The sequence below is a fragment of the Rhodococcus sp. NPDC054953 genome (assembly GCF_053609225.1).
Window position 1 is genome coordinate 129,622 of sequence record NZ_JBSGXD010000007.1, and the last position, 16,633, is coordinate 146,254.

A 16,633-nucleotide genomic window follows, 5' to 3' on the forward strand; every position below is an offset into this window, starting at 1 on the left:
TCAGTCCCAGGTCAGTCCGCCGCGCCGCCACTCGTAGGCGTAGGCGACGGAGACGTTGACGACGAACAGGGCCATCGCGCTGAACCCGAACACGCCGAGCGCATCGAAGTGCACCGCCCACGGGTAGAGGAAGACGATCTCGATGTCGAAGATGATGAACAGCATCGCGGTCAGGTAGTACTTCACCGGGATCCGCTGCCCGGTCGCACCGCCGATCCCGCTGCCGTGCCGGTCCGGTTGCGCCGTCGGCTCGATACCGCATTCGTACGCTTGCAGTTTCGCCCGGTTCAGGCGCCGCGGCCCGACGATCGACGCCACCAGAACCGAGAACAGTGCGAACACGATCGCGATCGCGCCGAGCACCAGGATCGGAATGTAGACGTTCACGGCCTCCTGGCTCCTCTCCCCGCTGGAGTGTCCGCCGGATCATGCCGGCGCGGGCGGCACCCGGACGCCGACCGGCAGTGTGCCGATCCCGTTGCCCGTCCTGCTCGACCCGCCTCATGACCTGCTCCCTGGTCCGATGCATGCACTTCCCGCGAGCTGTCCCGCGGCCGCGACCGCACGGCACACCGCACGTTCCACAGCCACTCGGAGCGGACCGTCGGGTGCGTGACCCGGCCATGTCCTCTCCCTGGAGCCGAACATACCCCCGCCCGCGCACCGGTGTGAGCCACGACACTCCGATGCTGGTCGACGGTCCCTCAGCGGCCGCGGAGCAGCGCGACGACCTCGTCGGTCAGGCGAATCGGGTCGATTGGGTGCGGGACGCTCGCCTCGGCACGCGACCATCGTGCGAGCCACGCATCGTCGGCGCGGCCGGTCAGGACGACGATCGGGGGGCAGTGCGCTATCTCGTCCCTGAGCTGCTTGGCGAGGCCCATCCCACCGGCCGGGGTTGCCTCACCGTCGAGGATCGCGATCGCGATGTCCCCGGCGTCGAGTCGGCGCACCACGACCGGTGCGGTCGCGACCTCGATGCACTCGACCTCCGGCAGGTCCGGATGCGGTCGGGTGCCGAGCGCGCTGACGACCTGTGCCCGCGTGTTCGCGTCGTCGCTGTAGACGAGGACCTGCAGGCGATTGCCACTCATCCGCGGGATGCTACCGGCGGAGCGGGCCACGCCGGGTCAGGCGCGGCCCGCTCCGGTCGATCAGACCCGGGTGACCTCCAGGCCACCGTCGCGGAACTGCGAGCGCAGCCGCTTCTTGTCGAACTTGCCGACGCTGGTCTTGGGCACCTCGCCGAGGACGGTCCAGTTCTCCGGCAGCTGCCACTTGGCAACCTTCTCCGAAAGGTACTGGCGCAGACCGTCGATGGTGGTGGCGCTGCCCTCACGGAGCACCACCGCGACGAGGGGACGCTCGTCCCACTTCTCGTCGGGGATGCCGATGACGGCGGCCTCGAGGACATCCGGGTGACCCATCACGGCGTTCTCCAGGTCCACCGAGGAGATCCACTCGCCACCGGACTTGATGATGTCCTTGGTGCGGTCGGTGAGGGTGAGGTAGCCGTCCGGGGTGATCGTGCCGACATCGCCGGTGCGGAGCCAGCCGTCGTCGAACTTGTCCGCGGCGTCGACACCGTAATAGGACCCGGTGATCCACGGGCCGCGGACCTCCACCTCACCGATGGACGCGCCGTCGTGCGGCACCGGCGCGCCCGCATCGTCGACCAGGCGGGCCCGCACCGACGCCGGGAAGCGGCCCTGGGAGTAGCGGTAGCGCCACCGCTCGTCGCCCGCGGCATCGGCGGGCGGACGGGCCACCGATCCGAGCGGGGAGGTCTCGGTCATGCCCCAGGCGTGCAGCACCTGGACGTCGTGGTCGTCCGCGAACGCGTGCATCAGCGACGGCGGCACCGCGGAGCCGCCGATCAGCACCTCGCGCATGCACGAGATGTCCTGCGGGTGCGCCTCCAGATGCTGGTGCAGGCCCAACCAGATGGTCGGGACCGCCGCCGCGAAAGTGGGACGTTCCGCCGCGATCAGTTCGGCGAGCGGGGCAGGCTGCAGGAATCGGTCCGGCATGATCAGCGACGCCCCGATCATGAAGGCCGCGTACGGCAGGCCCCACGACATCGCGTGGAACTGCGGCACCACCGCCAGCGCGCGGTCCCCCTGCTGCAGCCCCGGGCCGTCCGTCATGCACACCTGCATCGAATGCAGGTAGATCGAACGGTGGGAATAGACAACACCTTTCGGGTCACCGGTGGTGCCGGAGGTATAGCACATTGCGGCCGCAGCCCGTTCGTCGAGCTCCGGCCAATCGAAGTCCGTCGGCCTGCCGTCGATCAGCGTCTCGTATGCGTGCAGCTGCACCCCGTCGGGCACCTCCAGTCCGGCGGTGGAGTCGCCGGTGACGATCACGTGCCGGACCGTGCGCAGCTGCGGCAACTGCGGGGCAAGCAGCGGAATCAGCGTCGGATCGACGATGATCACGTGATCCTCGGCATGGTTCGCGACATGCACCAGCTGCTCCGGGAAGAGCCGGATGTTGAGGGTGTGCAGCACCGCGCCCATCGACGGCACGGCCAGGTACGCCTCGAGATGCTCGGCGTTGTTCCACATGAACGTCGCGACCCGATGGTCCCCGGTGACGCCGAGATCGCGCAGGGCGTGCGCCAGGGCAGCACAGCGCCGACCCACCTCGGCGTAGCTGCGGCGCCGAGCCCCGGCGTCGGTCCACGTCACGACCTCCGCACCGCCGTGCACCGTGGCACCGTGGCGCAGCAGCTGCGCGATCGACAGGGGGGCGTCTTGCATCGTGCTCAACATGGGTCACTCCTTGCTCGGGTCGTGAGCGACCATTGTGACCCATCGCACATTTGCTAGGGCGGCGACCGGCCGGTCACCGGATACCCGGTCGGCGGGGGCTCCTGCCCTACTGTCGTCGAGTGGACTTCATCCAGCAGCGCTTCATCGACCCGGTCAGCGACGTTCTCTACACCTATGTGCTGATCTACCTGCTGATCGGGGCCGGGCTGTACTTCACCGTCCGCACCCGCGGTGTCCAGTTCCGCAAGTTCGGGGCCATGGTCCGCCAGCTCGGCGCGTCCCGGTCCGGGGCGGGCGGCGGGATCTCCTCGTTCCAGGCGTTCTGTGTCGGGGTTGCCTCGCGGGTCGGCACCGGCAACATCGCGGGTGTCGCGATCGCGCTGACCCTCGGCGGCCCCGGCGCCATCTTCTGGATGTGGTGCGTCGCCCTGTTCGGCATGGCCACCGCCGCCGTCGAGGCGACCCTGGCGCAGCTGTTCAAGGTCCGCGGCCCGGACGGCGCCTTCCGCGGCGGACCCGCCTACTACATTCAGCGCGGGCTCGGCTCACGCGCAGGCGGGCTGCTGTTCGCGGTCCTGCTGGTGCTCACCTTCGGGTTCGCGTTCAACATGGTCCAGGCCAACACGATCGCGGACGTGCTCGCGCAGGCGCACACCGTCGACCAGAAGTGGACGGCGCTGGTGCTGATGCTGCTCGCCGCACCGGTGCTGTTCGGCGGGATCCGCAGGGTCGCGAAGGTCGCCGAACTGGTGCTGCCGGTCATGGCCGGGGCCTATGCCCTGCTCGCGCTGGTCATCATCGTCATCAACATCGGCCGGGTCCCCGAGGTGTTCGGCTGGATCATCGGCGGGGCCTTCGGGATCGGCGAGGCGGCGGCAGGCATCACCGGCGGCATCGCCGCGGCCATGCTCAACGGCGTCAAGCGCGGGCTGTTCTCCAACGAGGCGGGCATGGGCAGCGCCCCGAACGCCGCCGCGACCGCGACCGTCTCGCACCCGGTCAAGCAGGGTTTCGTCCAGGCCCTCGGCGTGTTTGTCGACACGATGATCGTGTGCACCGCGACCGCGATGATCATCATGATGGCCGGTCCCGAGGTGTACCAACCCGGCGTCACCGGATCCGGGATGGGCGCATCGCTGACGCAGCAGGCGGTGCAGCACGAGCTGGGCTCCTGGTCGACCTGGCTGATGACCGTGCTGATCTTCGTGTTCGCGTTCTCCTCGGTGATCGGCAACTACTCGTACGCCGAGGTGAACATGACCTACCTCGGGGCGGGCCCGCGCACCCTGCAGGTGTTCCGGGTGCTCGTCCTCGCCGGTGTCGGTCTGGGGTCGGTGATGGCGCTCGCCGCGGTGTGGGCGCTCGCCGACGTGGCGATGGCACTGATGGCGATCGTCAACCTGGTCGCGATCGTGCTGCTCGGCAAGTGGGCGTTCGGCGCGTTCCGGGACTACGACCGGCAGGTGAGCGCCGGGCTCGACCCGGTGTTCACCGACCGGGACAATCCCGACCTGCCCGGCGAGCTCCCCGACTCGGTGTGGCACACCCCGGGAGCGGTCGTCAGCGAGCGGTGACGGCGCGGTCCGCGCGCGGCCCGACGCTCAGCTGCCGCGCGTGGACTCGCCGAGGATCTGCGCGAGTTGCCTTCTCGCCCGGTTCAATCGGGACTTCACGGTCTGCACGCCGACGCCCTGATGCTCGGCAATGTCGGCGTAGGTGAGATCGCCGAACTCGCGGAGGATCAGCGCCGTTCGAAAGTCCTCCGGCAGCCGGGCCAGCGCACTCCGGAGCTCGTCACGGGTGGCGATCGACTCGTCGAGGCCGGGGCCGTCGTCGGTCAACGTGACGGACACGTCCGCATCGGTGAAGTCCGTGAGGTCGGTGTCCGGTTTCCGGCTCCGCACCACCATCAGCGCGTTATTGACCGCGATCCGGTGCAGCCAGGTCCCGAACCGTGCCTCGCCGCGGAACCGGTCGAGATGCTGCCACGCCGCGATCAGGGTGTTCTGCAGTGCGTCCTCGGCGTCGTGGCGGTTGCCGGTTGTCGACAGGCACACCGCCCAGACGTGGGTGCGGTGGCGCTCGACGAGCTGCGCGAACGCCGCCTGATCGCCACCACGCGCCTGCACGAGCAGCGTCACGTCGTCCATTCAGCGTCCCCCCGCGTCTCGCGTATCCGGATGATCGTAGCGAGGCACGTCGACCCGGACGTTCACCAGCCGGAATCTCCGTCGAGATTGTCCGGTTCACCGAGATCGATGTCGGCGTCCGCCGCTGCGTCGTCGGCCGTCGTGAACGGCTCCTCCGCGGCGGGCCCACCATCGAGGTCGGGATCGTCCGGGTCGTCGGCAGCGCCCGCCGCGTCGTTCCCGGCCGTCACCTCGGTGGCCGGGTCGTCGTCGGTGAGGACCAGCTCGTCCTCGTCGACCAGCACCGCGTCGTCGTCCATCACCGGAACCAGATCGGCGGGGGCGGCACCGGGCTCCGCCGCGAACGCGGCGGCCAACGCCTCCTCCCACACCCCGGGAGCGGGACCGTCGGCCGAATCGGCCTGCAGGGCAGCGAGGAGGGCGCCGACCGCGTCGTCATCATCCTGCATGCTGTCACTCCCGGGGTGTGGGTGGGCGGAACGCTGTCATCGATGGTAGCGAGACCACGACGCGGGAGCCGCGTCAGAAGGCGGCGTCGGCCGAGGTGTCGTAGCCGGCCGCGTCCTGATCCGGGGCGCCGAGGTCGGTGCTGTACCCCGGGTCGGAGGGGATGTCTTCGGCGTTGAGGCGGAAGTCCTCCACCCCGTCGCCGTCGCTGTCGACGGCGAGGATGTCCGTGTAGCCGTCGCCGTTCGTGTCGATCATGACGGTGTCGATGAGTCCGTCGCCGTCCGAGTCGACCCCGACGCTGTCCGCGCGGCCATCCCCGTCGGTGTCCGACTTGACGGTGTCCGGGGCCCCGTCCCCGTCGGTGTCGAAGGTCGACTCGACCAGCCGACCGTCCTCGAGGGTGTCCACCCGGCGCAGGCTGCCGTCGGCGTCGTAGTGCGCGATCACGTCCACCTGGCCGTCGTCGTCGGCGTCCTGCCCGACCACGATCGTGCCGTCCGGCGCGGCGGTGGCGACGGTGTCGAACGTGCCGTTGCCGTCGGTGTCCGCCTCGACCAGGGTGATCTCCCCGTTGTCGTCGAGGTGGGCGGTGACGGTGTGTCCCGCGGCGTCGGTCGAGTGGACGACGTCGACGGTGCCGTCACCGTCCACGTCGCGGGCGACCGACGTCGGAGCCGGCTGCGGCGAGGTCGCCTCGGCGGTCGGCGTGCTCGGGGCTGCCGCGTCCTGCGCCGCGGCTCCGGTCGCCGGGGTCGGGTACTCGGTCGCCGCGGTGGTGGAGGGGGTGGTTGCGGTGGTGTCGGACATCGGTTCGGCCCTTCTGTCGGCAAGCTCTGTCGTGCGCTGTCGACAATGAGATGCGGGCCGGGCCGACAATGTTCCCGACGATCCGAAACAAATCTCCGGCGGGCGGGAACCCCACCCTCCGCCCCGTCCAGCTGGGGAAGCTCAGTTCACCAGACCGGAGCGGGACAGGAACTTCTTCGCATCCTCGACGCCGTTCACATCCCGCACGGTCACCCGCACACCCGTGTTGGTGTTCACGGTCGTGACATCGACGAGCCCGTCCGCCGGGTCCGGAGCGGAAATATCCGCGGCCGACATCCGGTCGATGCTCTCGACGAGGGTGCTGTTCGGTCCCTCAAGCGACCCCCGCCGCGCACCGATGATGTCCTTCCGCGCCTCGGCCTGGTCGAGGGAGATCGTGACGCTGTTCCACGGCGGGGTGGTGAGTCCGGCGAGATCGCCCGACTCGTCCAGGCTGCACATGACCTGCACGCCACCGTTATCGGTGACCAGGTGACCGTTCTCGCAGTCGGCCAGATCCGACCGGAGGGTGGTGGGGACCGCGGCGAGGACCTGGTCGACCTCCTTCGCGACGGCATCACCGTTCGCATTGGTGACCGGCGCCGACGAGGTCGCGTCCGCGCCGGACGGTGCCGATCCCCCGGTGGTCTGCGCCGACGTTGGGGCAGCGTCGGCCGACTCCCCGGTGTCGCGCATCAGCATTCCGCCGATAGCGGCCGCTCCGCCGATGACGACTACCGCGGCAGCACCCACCAGCAGGGTGCGGCTGGGCCGCCGGGACCGGGTCGGGGCGGGGGTCTCCTCCCGCGGGGTCGGTGCGAGGTCGGCGGCGGTGGGGACCGGACGCGGCGGGGCGGCGGACAGACCGGTTAGCGCTCCCTGCGCCACCACCGTCTTCGGGTCGTCGAGCGTGGCGACGGGACCGAGGGCCCGCAGCCGGTCGTGTACCAACGGGATTCGCGCTGTCCCGCCGGTCAGGTACAGCGCGGCAAGCTGATCGGGTGCGGTCACCCCGGCGTCGAGCAGGGTTTCGCGGGTCAGGTGCACCGCCCGGTCGACCGTCGGCGCGATCAGCTCGTCGAACTCGCCGCGGGTGATCTGCAGCGTCTCCCGCGTCCCGTTGCCGGTCACCGTGATCGTCGCCGACGGTGCCTCCGACAGCAGTTCCTTCGCGCGTCGCACCGACTCGTCCAGCGCGTGCCGCACGTCGATCGGTGCCCCGCGCCGCAGGTATTCCCGCAGGTCGGGGTCGCGGTCGTCGAGTTGCCGGTCCACCCAGCGGGCGACGAGGGCGTCGACGTTCTTGCCGCCGAGTCCGTTGTCGCCGCGGGCGGCGATGACCCGGAAGCCGCCCCGCTCGTCGACGGTGAGGACCGCCACGTCGAGGGTGCCGCCACCGAAGTCGAACACGGCGATCTTCGCACCCGGCTGCAGGGTGTGCGATCGGCTGTAATGCTGTGCCGCGGCGCGGGGTTCGGAGATGAAGGTGATCCGCGCCGGGTCGATTCCGGCGTGCCGGGCCGCGTCGGCCAGCACCTGGATCTGTTCCGGTGACCACGCCTCGGGATGGGTCAGCACCACCCCGGACGGCGGCACCCCCGCGTGCGCGGCGACCGCCCGGTCGAGCACGCTGCGGAGCACGGCCGCGACCGGAAGGAAGGTGGGCACCGTGAATCCGCCCACCGCGATCGTCGGCGCGCCGATCAGGCGCTTCGGCGCGGGGAGATAACCGGCGGGATTGCGGGTGGCCTCATTGGCCGCGACCTCACCGACGGCGATCCGGTCCGGCGTCTCGACGTGGACGGCCGACGGCATCAGATTGCTCGCATGGGATAGGGCGAGGGTCTCCACCCGCCCGCTCGTCGCGCCGGAATGTGCTGCCGCGGTGTTGGAGGTGCCGAAGTCGATACTCAGCAACCAGTCCGGCGTGGTCATCAAGCCCCCTGTTCGTCGCTCGCGGCACACTACCACCCGACCGATGCCGCGCCCGGCGGCGCCGAGGTCCCGGACGATCCGGCGGTCCGGCGGCTCTGAGCTGGGTGTTCGGGCCGGGTTCAGTTCCACCACCGTTCGAGCACCCGGGCCACGCCGTGGTTGGCGTTTGACGCAGTGACCTCGTTGGCCGCCGCGATCGCGTCGTCGTGGGCGTTGGCCACCGCGACACCATGCCGCGCCATCGTCAGCATCGGAACGTCGTTCGGCATGTCCCCGAACGCGATGATCGCGGAGTCGGTGACCCCGAGGTGTTCCGCGAGCGCGGCCAGCCCGGACGCCTTCGTCACGCCGGGGGCGGAGACCTCGATCAGCCCGTTGTTCGTCGAATAGGTCAGGTCGACCCGGTCCCCGACCAGCGGGGCGAGGCGGGCGATCATGTGCGAACTGGCAATGCCGGGGAGCCGGATCAGCAACTTCACCGCCGGGTGGGCGAGCACGTCCTCCGCGGACATCTCCGTGTTGTCCGGATTGAGCCAGGCATGCTCGTAGCCGGGGGAACTGACGAACTGCGGTGTTGCGGCATCGTGGGCGCTGGCCCCGACCCGTTCCGCGGCGAGACCGGACCCGGGGAGCGCATCCTCAGTCAGGTCGGCGAGCCAGGACAGGGTGCCGGCAGACAGGGTTTCGGCACGCAGCACTCGGTCGGTGTTGCTGTCATAGAGGACGGCGCCGTTGGCGCACACCGCAAGTGGGGCGTAATCGAGGCCGTCGACGACGGGGCCGATCCACCGCGGCGGACGCCCGGTGGCCAGGACGAACGGCACACCGTCGGCGAGGGCGGCGTGCACGGCGGCACGGGTACGGGCGCTGACCTGCTCGTCGTCGTCGATGAGGGTCCCGTCGACGTCGCTGGCGATCAGTTCGGGTTTGGAATCGCGGTGATCGTGCACTGCACCCATCTTGCCGCAGCGGCGGCACCGGCGCCGGGCGCCTCGGAGCATCCGGTCCGGCGGCACGCAGCACGGATCCGGCCGCGGGTGACCGGGCGGCGGTTCGCCGACCCGGTCACCCGAACGGACCTCAGGAACCGAAGAGTGAGCCGATCGAACCCAGGTCGAGCGACCCGAAGTCGGCGGAGCCGCCGGATTCGGCGGCCGTCACGGTGACGGTTGCGGCGGCGGAGGTGGAACCGGCGTGGCCTTCGCCCGGAGTGTGGACGGCGGTGATGCTGTGCGCACCCGCGGTGTCGAACGTGTGCGACAACGTCACGACACCGTCGACGACCGCGACGGGCGCACCGATCGGGACGGCACCGTTCATGAACTGCACGGTTCCGCCGGCCGTCGCCGGGGTCACCGTTGCCTGAAGCGCGACCGCGGTACCCACGGTCGCGGTCGCCGGGGCGGTGACGACGGTGCTGGTGGCAATGTCGGGGACGGTGACGGTGACCGCGGCCGAGGTGGAGCCAGCGAACGACGGGCCGCCGCTGTAGACCGCGGTGATCGCGTGAGCACCCGGCGTGGCCAGCACCGCGTCCGTCAGGGTCGCCTTGCCGTAGGCAACCGGGACCGGTGCGCCGAGGTCGGTATCGCCGTCACGGAATTGGACGGTGCCGGACGTCGCGGACGGCGAGATCGTGACCGCAAGCGCGAACGGCGTTCCGGCGACAGCGGTCTCGGGTGCGGTCACGGTGGTCCTGGTCGTCGCCGCGGTGGTCGCCGCGGTGACCGTGATGGTGGTCGAGGCGGTGGCGTTGCCGAATCCTGCTGCGCCGGTGAAGCGTGCGGTGAGGGTGTACTCGCCCGGCGTGAGGAACACATGATTCCAGAGGCTGCTTGACGCGGAATCGGTCACGGTCCCGACGTCGACCCCGGTGTAGGCGTTCCACATCACGTGCTTGCCGTCGACCTGCCACTCCAGGCTGCCGCTGACTTTCGAGCCGAAGGCCAGCTTGATCGTGGTCGTCTTGCCCGCGACGGGCGTCGAGGAGGGCTGGGTGATGGTGGCGGTGACCGGAGTCCCCGCCTCGTCGGCCGCGGTCACCCCGAGCGGCGAGACGGCCGGTTGTGCGGATGCCGGCGTCGCGGCGAGCAGCAGGCCTGCGGCCACGACGACCGATGCGGCCGGGGCAACGGCCCAGCGAATTCGGGATGGTCTGATCACGGGGTCTCTCCTCGAGGGTGGGGTGGCGGCCGACAACGCGCAGCATGCACACGGGGCAGGTGTGCAACACGTGTCGATTCGGGGGTTCTGGCTGGCCGCATCATTCGGCGCTAGACGCGATTTCGACGATTTCGGTCGATTCGGACACTAATGAACAAGTTCTCGTTTATGGTCCGAATCACACTTTTTCCTTCTGTTCCGGAAGCAACTATCTAAGAGGAGAGTCATGGCCCTGACCCACGTCCGTCGTGGTGCCGTCCCCGTCGCCGCGGCCGCCGCTGTCGCGGCGGGTGCCCTGCTGTCGGCGTCCCCCGCCGCCGCGGCAACCAACACCATCGAGTTCGCAGGAGCCTGCCAGGCGCGCGCGATTCTCACCCAGCACATTTCCCAGACGCTCGGCATGAGCATCACCGCGCCGGACGCCGTCAATGCGGGCGACGAGTTCAGCTACACCGTCCAGCCGACGGTCAGCTCGCTGCCCGACAAGGAATCCATCGCAACCACGGTCGACATCCAGCGCCTCAAGATCGACTGGGATCTACCCGCGAACACCGAATTTGTCTCCGCCGCAGTCGTCCCCGGCACGTCGAAGGGACTGACCGGGGTCGCGCCGACCGCGATCCTCGTCAACGAGGCAGGCGTCCCCGACGCAGCGGGCACGGTCATCCGGCTCTCCGGCGACAACGAGACGGTCGCCAACGGCCCGAAGTCCAGCGCCACCACCCCCGGCGGCATCGCGGTCGAGAAGACCAAGACCGACATGGCGGGCAACCCCACCGCGGACGGCTCAACGCAGTTCCAGCTCCCGGCCGTCACGGTCACCGTCAAGGCGCTCGCCGAGGGGGTCGTCACCCCCACCGTGCGGGTCGCGGGTGATGCCGCAAACTACAACAGCGACACCAACTACGACACGTTCCTTGCCCGCGCCAACGCGCTCGGCTCCGTCCAGAACGCGCCGTCGTTCTGCACCCCGAAGGACGGCAAGCGCCCCGGCAACGACGTTCCGGTCAACGCGGGCGGCCAGGCCCTCGCCACGATCACCGTCGGCGAGGGCGGGCCGGTCGATCCCGGCCCGAACCCGGGCCCGGGCACCGGAGAGGGTGACGGATCGATCGGCGGCGGTTCCTCCGACCTCGACTTCGACTTCGGTTCCGTCGACATGGGTTCGGTGACCGGGCTGCTCGGCTCCTAACCGGAGCCCCTCCCCGATCCTTGACGCCCGGCGGGCTGGGCCGGTCCCCCTGCGGGACCGGCCCTTTCGGCTATCCTCCGGCGCTCGACGCCAGCGCGCGGTCGAGCGCATCGGTCGGCGGTGTCGCCACCTGCGGCGGTCGCCCGGACACCATGTCCAGCACCGCCTTCGGGCGCGCCAACCACTCCCGCGCGGTGTTCCGCGCGACGGTGATGGTCCGGCAGTCACAGTCGCCGCGGACCCCGTCCACATCCATGCCGGCATGCCTGCACAACGCAACCGCACGGGTGACATGCGGCTCCTGGCTGACGATCAGCGCGCGGGTCACCCCGAACGTCTGCACGGCCCGCGCGCAGGTGTCGTAGGTGTCCAGGCCGTGATCGTCCCCAACGATCAGGTCCCGGTCGATCCCCGAATCGACCAGATATCCGGTCATTGCGGCGATCTCGTTCCCGGAGGTCCCGTTGGCGTCGCCCGAGACCAGCACCGCACGGGCCTTGCCGTCGCGCACCAAGGCCGCCGCGACGTCGAGCCGGCCGGCGAGGAACGACATCGGCTTGCCGTCCTGCACCTTCGCGCCGAGCACGATCACCACCGGCGCCTCCGGCGCGTCGGCCGGCTCGTGAACCCGCCCGGCGGCGGCGGCCGCGATCACCGCCATCGACCCGACCGCGGCGGTCACCCCGGCAGCGAGGACGGCCCCGCCGCCGAGTGCGAGCCGCCTGCGACGCCTGCGTCGATCCACCGGCACGCCGTCAGGCCCCGTCACCGCCCGACGCGGACCGGCGCGCGGCCTTCGCCGCCGCCTCCTCCGCGTCCATCCGATCGGCCTCCGCGAGGGTGGGCGCACCGCCGCCGAGGCGGGCGGGAACCCAGTACTCCCCCGCCGGGTGCTGGTAGTTCTCCTGCAGCGCGTGCAGCGTCGACTCCATCGACGCGTGCACCGTCGCCGTCAGCGCGTCGGCCGGACCGACCGCGGCGATCGGTTCGCCGACCGCCATCGAGATCGGGGTATTGGTCCGGCCCAGCCGCTTCGGATGCCCCTTCGTCCACACCCGCTGCGAACCCCAGATCACCACCGGGATGATCGGCACGCCCGCCTCGATCGCCATCCGGGCCGCGCCGGACTTGAAGTCCTTGATCTCGAAGCTGCGGCTGATCGTCGCCTCCGGGAACACCCCGACCAGCTCACCGTCACGCAACGCCTGGACCGCGGCCCGATAGGAGTCCGCGCCAGCGGACCGGTCTACCGGGATGTGCTTCATCATCCGCATCATCGGCCCGGCGATGGGGTTGTCGAAGACCTCCTTCTTGGCCATGAAGCGGACGTACCGCTTCACTTCTCGTGCCGGGATGCCCGCGTAGGTGAAGTCCATGTAGCCGGTGTGATTGATCGCGATCACCGCACCACCCGACGCCGGGATGTGCTCGGCGCCGCTGATCGTGAACCGCAGCCCCTCCGCGAAGAACAGCGTGCGGGCGACACCGATGATCGTTCTGTAGAAGGGTTCCACGCGGCCAGCCTAGTGTGTGGGCGCACACAGCGTCCGTCGGCGCTCGCGGGTGATGTACACCCCAATCCGGGCGACCGGGCCGCGCGCACCCGGCCCGGTTTGCGCCGCCGCCTACCCTGGTAGGCGTCGCATCACCGTAGGAGGCATTCGAAGTGCAGGTCACGAGCGTCGGACACGCCGGGTTCCACATCCAGACCGAGGCGGGGTCCATCCTCTGCGACCCGTGGGTCAATCCGGCCTACTTCGCGTCGTGGTTCCCGTTCCCCGACAACACCGGGCTCGACTGGGACGCCCTCGGCGACGTCGATTACCTCTACGTGTCGCACCTCCACAAGGACCACTTCGACCCGCAGACACTGTCCAAGCACGTCAACAAGGACGCGACGGTGCTGCTGCCGGACTACCCGGTGCCGGACCTGCGCCGCGAGCTGGAGAAGCTCGGCTTCACGAAGTTCTTCGAGACCCAGGACTCCGTCAAGCACACCGTGCCGGGACCGAACGGCGACCTGGACGTCATGCTCATCGCGCTGCGGGCCCCGGCGGACGGCCCGATCGGCGACTCCGGGCTGGTCGTTTCCGACGGCGAGACCACCTGCTTCAACATGAACGACGCCCGGCCCGTCGACATGGACGTGTTGCACGAGGCGTTCGGCACGATCGACATCCACCTGCTGCAGTACTCGGGCGCGATCTGGTACCCGATGGTCTACGACATCCCGGCGGGCACCAAGCGCAACTTCGGCAAGCAGAAGCGGCAGCGCGGCATGGACCGCTGCCGCAGCTACATCGAGCAGGTCAACGCCACCTGGGTGGTGCCGTCCGCGGGCCCGCCGGTCTTCCTCGACGCCGCGCTGCGCGACCTCAACGACGACCACGGCGACGAGGGCAACATCTTCCCCGACCAGATCGTCTTCCTTGAGCAGATGCGGATCCACGGCAACGACGGTGGCCTGCTGATGATCCCCGGCTCGACGGTCGACATTCACGGCGCGCAGGCCACCCTGAGCCACCCGATCCCGGACGCCGACGTCGACGCGATCTTCTCCGACAAGGCCGCCTACATCGAGGACATGGCGCAGCGGATGGCGCCGGTCATCGCGGCGGAGAAGGCATCCTGGGCGCCCGCGTCCGGCGAACCGCTGATCGGCCCGCTCAGGGCGAAGTTCGAGCCGATCATGGCGCAGTCCGACCTGATCTGCGACGGCATCGGCTACCCGGTCGGCCTGGTGATGGGCGACGAGACCGTCGTGCTGGACTTCCCGAACCGCGCCGTCCGTGCGCCTGCCGAGGGAGACGGCAAGTACCGCTACGGTTTCCGCATCGCACCCGAGCTGGTGCGGACCGTGCTGCGGGACGACGAGCCGGACTGGGTGAACACCATCTTCCTGTCCACCCGGTTCGAGGCGTGGCGGGTCGGCGGCTACAACGAATTCCTCTACACCTTCTTCAAGTGCCTGACCGACGAGCGGATCGCGTACGCGGACGGCTGGTTCGCCGAGGCGCACGACGACACCGCGTCCATCGAGGTCGGCGGCTACGAGATCCAGCGCCGCTGCCCGCACCTCAAGGCGGACCTGTCGAAGTTCGGTGTCGTCGACGGCAACACCCTGACCTGCAACCTGCACGGCTGGCAGTGGGACCTCGAGTCCGGCCGCTGCAAGACCAGCAAGGGTCACGAGCTCCGTACGGCCAAGCTGTAGTACCCCAACGAAGGTTCCCTAATGTCACATCGGGTCACTTGGCGTTATCCGCTGTGACATTAGGGAACCACCGGGGCGACGCGTTCGGCGGCTACGCCCACAATGCCAGGTAGTCCTCGCGCCCGAACATGGTCGCCGCGTCGACGGCGGTCGGGTGCCCGGCGCGCGGGTCGGCACCGGCGGCCGCGAGTACCCGCACCACCGCCTCTTCACCCTTGAAGATGGCACCCGCGACCGGGGACTGGCCGCGGTCGTTGAGCCGGTTCACGTCCGCGCCCCGGTCCGCGAGCAGCCGGACCGCGGCCGCGTGCCCGTGATAGGCGGCGAGCATCACGAGGGTGTCGCCGGTGCCGTTCGTCAGGTTTGCCGGGACCCCGGCGTCCAGGTAGGCGGTCAGGGCGTCGGCGTCGCCTGCGCGGGCGGCGTCGAACACCCGCTCCGCGATCTCCTGCAGCCGCGGGTCGATCGGGTGGTCGGTCATACCACCCGACGCTACCGCCCCGCCCCGCCCCGCCCCGCCTGAGCGAATGTGGCACTCGGTCAGTCTGACTGACCGAGTGCCACATTCGGTCACAGCTCGGGGGCTACGGGGCGCGCAGGACGTCCGTCCCGACGAACGGCTGCAGCGCCGCGGGCACGCGGACGGAGCCGTCGGCCTGCTGGTGGTTCTCCAGGATCGCCACGATCCAGCGGGTGGTCGCGAGGGTGCCGTTGAGGGTCGCGGCGGTCTGCGGCTTGCCGTTGTCGTCGCGGTAGCGGACCCCGAGGCGGCGAGCCTGGAAGGTGGTGCAGTTCGACGTCGACGACAGCTCGCGGTACCGCTGCTGCGTCGGCACCCACGCCTCGCAGTCGAACTTGCGTGCCGCGGACGACCCGAGGTCCCCGCCCGCGACGTCGATGACGCGGTACGGCACCTCGATCGCGGCGAGCATCTCCCGCTCCCAGCCGAGCAGTCGCTGGTGTTCGGCGTCCGCGTCCTCCGGCCTGCAGTAGGTGAACATTTCCACCTTGTCGAACTGGTGGACGCGGATGATGCCGCGGGTGTCCTTGCCGTAGCTGCCCGCCTCCCGCCGGAAGCACGACGACCAGCCCGCGTACCGCTTCGCGCCGCCGCTCAGGTCGAGGATCTCACCTGAGTGGTAGCCGGCGAGCGGAACCTCGGAGGTGCCGACGAGGTACAGGTCGTCCTGCTCGAGGTGGTACACCTCCTCCGAGTGCTGTCCGAGGAACCCGGTTCCCTGCATGATCTCGGGCCGGACCAACACCGGCGGGATCATCATCGTGAACCCGTTCGCGGTCGCCTTCTGCGCCGCCAGCTGCAGCAGCCCGAGCTGCAGCAGAGCGCCGTAGCCGGTCAGGAAGTAGAAGCGGGCGCCGGACACCTTCGCGCCGCGCTCCATGTCGAGCAGGCCCAGCGACTCGCCGAGCTCGAGGTGATCCTTCGGGTCGAAGTCGAAGGCGGGCGGTTCGCCGACCGTGTCGAGGGTGATGAAGTCGTCCTCGCCGCCCGCGGGCGCGCCGTCCTGGACGATGTTCGAGATCGCCCGCTGCGCGGCTTCGAGCGCGGCGTCGGCCTCGTGCTGTGCCGCCTCCGCGTCCTTGACCTGCTGCGCGAGCTCCTTCGCCCCGTCCAGCAGCGCGGGCCGCTCCTCGGGGGAGGCCTTGCCGACCTTCTTGCCGAGCGCCTTCTGCTCGGCCCGCAGGTTGTCGCCCGCGAGCACCGCCGCGCGGCGGGACTCGTCGGCCGCGAGCAGCGCGTCGACCAGCGCGGGGTCCTCGCCCCTGGTGCGCTGTGACTGGCGGACGACGTCGGGGTTCTCCCGCAGGAACTTGAGGTCAATCACGACGGAAACCCTACTTGGTCGGCGTGCGGCCCGGCGGCCGCGGAGCGGTCCAGTGTCGGGTCCACCTCATTTCGGTTCCGGTGTGTCGGCGACCGCGCGGC

At 70.0% G+C, this 16,633-nt stretch carries 16 protein-coding genes; 3 read left to right on the forward strand and 13 right to left on the reverse strand.

The genetic code is table 11. The features are described from left to right. The 3 genes from ACWF62_RS07590 to ACWF62_RS07600 all read right to left on the reverse strand — a co-directional run bounded on the left by ACWF62_RS07590 (nucleotide 1) and on the right by ACWF62_RS07600 (nucleotide 2,777). On the reverse strand, nucleotides 1-387 hold the full coding sequence (locus tag ACWF62_RS07590) for an NADH-quinone oxidoreductase subunit A (RefSeq protein WP_378508511.1): 387 nt from the start codon (nucleotides 385-387) through the stop codon (nucleotides 1-3). A gap of 317 nt (nucleotides 388-704) precedes the next feature. Then, nucleotides 705-1,094, reverse strand: a complete 390-nt coding sequence (locus tag ACWF62_RS07595) for an Rv3143 family two-component system response regulator (RefSeq protein ID WP_378508512.1) — start codon at nucleotides 1,092-1,094, stop codon at nucleotides 705-707. Between the two features lie 60 nt (nucleotides 1,095-1,154). Next, complete coding sequence (locus ACWF62_RS07600; protein WP_378508513.1) at nucleotides 1,155-2,777, reverse strand: long-chain fatty acid--CoA ligase; 1,623 nt, start codon at nucleotides 2,775-2,777, stop codon at nucleotides 1,155-1,157. 119 nt (nucleotides 2,778-2,896) lie between these two features. On the opposite strand from ACWF62_RS07600, the gene ACWF62_RS07605 reads away from it, so the two are divergent. Beyond that, entirely contained in the window at nucleotides 2,897-4,351 is a 1,455-nt protein-coding gene (locus tag ACWF62_RS07605; RefSeq protein ID WP_378508514.1) for an alanine/glycine:cation symporter family protein, read from the forward strand. 27 nt (nucleotides 4,352-4,378) lie between these two features. Here the strand turns inward: ACWF62_RS07605 and ACWF62_RS07610 are convergent, their stop codons facing one another. From ACWF62_RS07610 to ACWF62_RS07635, 6 genes are all read right to left on the reverse strand, one after another. After that, nucleotides 4,379-4,927, reverse strand: a complete 549-nt coding sequence (locus tag ACWF62_RS07610; RefSeq protein WP_452629761.1) for an RNA polymerase sigma factor — start codon at nucleotides 4,925-4,927, stop codon at nucleotides 4,379-4,381. 62 nt (nucleotides 4,928-4,989) lie between these two features. Beyond that, nucleotides 4,990-5,376, reverse strand: coding sequence for a hypothetical protein (locus ACWF62_RS07615; protein ID WP_378508516.1), 387 nt, complete (start codon nucleotides 5,374-5,376; stop codon nucleotides 4,990-4,992). Between the two features lie 73 nt (nucleotides 5,377-5,449). After that, entirely contained in the window at nucleotides 5,450-6,184 is a 735-nt protein-coding gene (locus tag ACWF62_RS07620; protein ID WP_378508517.1) for a hypothetical protein, read from the reverse strand. A 141-nt stretch (nucleotides 6,185-6,325) separates the two neighbouring features. Continuing rightward, the gene (locus ACWF62_RS07625) at nucleotides 6,326-8,119 is read right to left on the reverse strand and encodes an Hsp70 family protein (protein ID WP_452629762.1); all 1,794 of its coding nucleotides are present in this window, start codon (nucleotides 8,117-8,119) and stop codon (nucleotides 6,326-6,328) included. 119 nt (nucleotides 8,120-8,238) lie between these two features. Further along, complete coding sequence (locus ACWF62_RS07630; RefSeq protein WP_378508519.1) at nucleotides 8,239-9,069, reverse strand: HAD family hydrolase; 831 nt, start codon at nucleotides 9,067-9,069, stop codon at nucleotides 8,239-8,241. Nucleotides 9,070-9,199: 130 nt separating this feature from the next. Continuing rightward, nucleotides 9,200-10,282 (reverse strand): Ig-like domain-containing protein, encoded by a 1,083-nt coding sequence (locus tag ACWF62_RS07635; RefSeq protein WP_452629763.1) that lies wholly within the window; start codon nucleotides 10,280-10,282, stop codon nucleotides 9,200-9,202. Nucleotides 10,283-10,508: 226 nt separating this feature from the next. On the opposite strand from ACWF62_RS07635, the gene ACWF62_RS07640 reads away from it, so the two are divergent. Next, nucleotides 10,509-11,474 (forward strand): hypothetical protein, encoded by a 966-nt coding sequence (locus ACWF62_RS07640; RefSeq protein ID WP_452629764.1) that lies wholly within the window; start codon nucleotides 10,509-10,511, stop codon nucleotides 11,472-11,474. A 70-nt stretch (nucleotides 11,475-11,544) separates the two neighbouring features. On the opposite strand, the gene ACWF62_RS07645 is transcribed toward ACWF62_RS07640, so the two are convergent. Then, nucleotides 11,545-12,243 carry a SanA/YdcF family protein gene (locus tag ACWF62_RS07645; RefSeq protein ID WP_452629765.1) on the reverse strand — a complete coding sequence of 233 codons (699 nt, stop codon included), beginning with the start codon at nucleotides 12,241-12,243 and terminating at the stop codon, nucleotides 11,545-11,547. Further along, entirely contained in the window at nucleotides 12,230-12,988 is a 759-nt protein-coding gene (locus ACWF62_RS07650) for a lysophospholipid acyltransferase family protein (protein ID WP_378508524.1), read from the reverse strand. The genes ACWF62_RS07645 and ACWF62_RS07650 overlap by 14 nt, the downstream gene beginning before the upstream one ends. Nucleotides 12,989-13,140: 152 nt before the next feature. Here ACWF62_RS07650 and ACWF62_RS07655 point away from each other — a divergent pair, with 152 nt between their 5' ends. Continuing rightward, a complete protein-coding gene (locus ACWF62_RS07655; protein ID WP_452629767.1) occupies nucleotides 13,141-14,688 on the forward strand; it encodes a Rieske 2Fe-2S domain-containing protein in 1,548 nt (515 codons plus the stop codon). Between the two features lie 91 nt (nucleotides 14,689-14,779). On the opposite strand, the gene ACWF62_RS07660 is transcribed toward ACWF62_RS07655, so the two are convergent. Next, complete coding sequence (locus ACWF62_RS07660) at nucleotides 14,780-15,169, reverse strand: ankyrin repeat domain-containing protein (RefSeq protein ID WP_452629768.1); 390 nt, start codon at nucleotides 15,167-15,169, stop codon at nucleotides 14,780-14,782. A gap of 103 nt (nucleotides 15,170-15,272) precedes the next feature. Then, the gene (gene serS / locus ACWF62_RS07665) at nucleotides 15,273-16,532 is read right to left on the reverse strand and encodes a serine--tRNA ligase (protein ID WP_378508527.1); all 1,260 of its coding nucleotides are present in this window, start codon (nucleotides 16,530-16,532) and stop codon (nucleotides 15,273-15,275) included. Nucleotides 16,533-16,633 lie beyond the last annotated feature (101 nt).

What these genes read in the sequence shown, in the direction of transcription:
- ACWF62_RS07595 (WP_378508512.1), bottom strand. Translation starts at nt 1,094, where the DNA reads ATGAGTGGCAATCGCCTGCAGGTCCTCGTCTACAGCGACGACGCGAAC.
- ACWF62_RS07600 (WP_378508513.1), bottom strand. Translation starts at nt 2,777, where the DNA reads ATGTTGAGCACGATGCAAGACGCCCCCCTGTCGATCGCGCAGCTGCTG.
- ACWF62_RS07610 (WP_452629761.1), bottom strand. Translation starts at nt 4,927, where the DNA reads ATGGACGACGTGACGCTGCTCGTGCAGGCGCGTGGTGGCGATCAGGCG.
- ACWF62_RS07615 (WP_378508516.1), bottom strand. Translation starts at nt 5,376, where the DNA reads ATGCAGGATGATGACGACGCGGTCGGCGCCCTCCTCGCTGCCCTGCAG.
- ACWF62_RS07620 (WP_378508517.1), bottom strand. Translation starts at nt 6,184, where the DNA reads ATGTCCGACACCACCGCAACCACCCCCTCCACCACCGCGGCGACCGAG.
- ACWF62_RS07625 (WP_452629762.1), bottom strand. Translation starts at nt 8,119, where the DNA reads ATGACCACGCCGGACTGGTTGCTGAGTATCGACTTCGGCACCTCCAAC.
- ACWF62_RS07640 (WP_452629764.1), top strand. Translation starts at nt 10,509, where the DNA reads ATGGCCCTGACCCACGTCCGTCGTGGTGCCGTCCCCGTCGCCGCGGCC.
- ACWF62_RS07660 (WP_452629768.1), bottom strand. Translation starts at nt 15,169, where the DNA reads ATGACCGACCACCCGATCGACCCGCGGCTGCAGGAGATCGCGGAGCGG.